Origin of the sequence: Streptomyces sp. NPDC017993 (genome assembly GCF_044328065.1) — a bacterium.
In the GTDB taxonomy this organism is placed as follows: domain Bacteria; phylum Actinomycetota; class Actinomycetes; order Streptomycetales; family Streptomycetaceae; genus Streptomyces.
In genome coordinates this window covers 1-1,067 of the sequence record NZ_JBIRGO010000069.1, presented here as the reverse complement: position 1 = coordinate 1,067, position 1,067 = coordinate 1, and the positions used below count along the sequence as shown (strand labels likewise).

The following is a 1,067-nucleotide window of genomic DNA, read 5'->3' as shown; positions in this document are numbered from 1 at the left end:
GCGCTACGAACGCAAACCCGAGCACTTCCTCGCCTTCGTCGGCATAGCCGCAACCCTCATCGGCTACCGCCGACTCACCAAGTGAAACAACGTCTAAGGCTGTTGATAGTCCAGTGCGAACGTGGATCTTGTACGTGAGTGATCGCGCACCGCGATCTGAGCTACCGGCCAGCGAGCCCGGCGCGTTGCTTGAGTAGGGCGTCAGCCGGGCCGTCCCGGGTATGGTCCCGCCGGCAGGGTGATAGGCGGCCCAACAGGTGTGCTCGCGCGGGGCTTTGCCTATGCCGAAGCCAAAGTCGGGGTCCACGTCACCCTTGGGCCGCTGGTGGCCGATGACTCCTCGATGACGAGCTGCGACTGGGGGCGCATTCAGACAGTCAGTGGGGCCCCTTGTGGGACAGCGGCGCCCATACCGGAAGCGCGTAGGACAACCCGCGGAGGCTCTGGGGACTGTAAATCTGCCAGCTGCGCCGAGCTGGTGCGTCCCAGCTGCCTCAGCGTAGGCCGTGACGTGAAACCCGTCGCCGTGCACGTCGGTGGCTGCCACGCCGCCGACCGCCACCCTGCCCCATCCCTCGCGACGAAGCCATGCGTGCCGTTACTCACTGGGTGGAACCGTGCGCCCTATGTCGCCCAGACACCAAGCTTGGGATTCTCTGAGGTCCTTCGAACACGCACCACCCCGCACCACCTGTGCACCACCAGCAGCGGTAAACCACGGTCAATCAGGGATACAAGGCCACCTGCCGCAGTCATGCAGCAAGGAGTGAATCCCCTGATCACTCACCCCCTGGGGTGCCGGTAGCTCAGGATTCCCAAGCTCGACGCCGTGCGCCGGCGAATCGCGGACGTCGAGCAGCGCGAGGCACCCCGGCAGGTCGCAGCACCGCCGGCGGTAGAGCAGACGTCATTCCTCCGGATGGACATCCGGCGGCCGGGGCCCTGGCCGCCGGGATCGGGGCGCGCCTTACATGCCTGCCGGTCCGAGAAGTGGACGCACAGCTAAGCGACTTGTGCACTGAGCGCTAAGGACATGCCAGCGGGACCATGGGAACCTGATCTCACGT

The 1,067-nt window shown here is 65.7% G+C and carries 2 protein-coding genes; one reads left to right on the top strand and one right to left on the bottom strand.

Annotated features, from left to right (window positions below; genetic code table 11):
• On the bottom strand, window positions 1-307 hold a 307-nt coding region (locus tag ACH4FH_RS38925; RefSeq protein ID WP_398560712.1), incomplete at its 3' end, for a hypothetical protein.
• Between the two features lie 233 nt (window positions 308-540).
• Between ACH4FH_RS38925 and ACH4FH_RS38920 the strand changes: the two genes are divergently transcribed.
• Window positions 541-660, top strand: coding sequence for a DUF6233 domain-containing protein (locus tag ACH4FH_RS38920; RefSeq protein ID WP_398560713.1), 120 nt, complete (start codon window positions 541-543; stop codon window positions 658-660).
• Window positions 661-1,067: the final 407 nt, after the last annotated feature.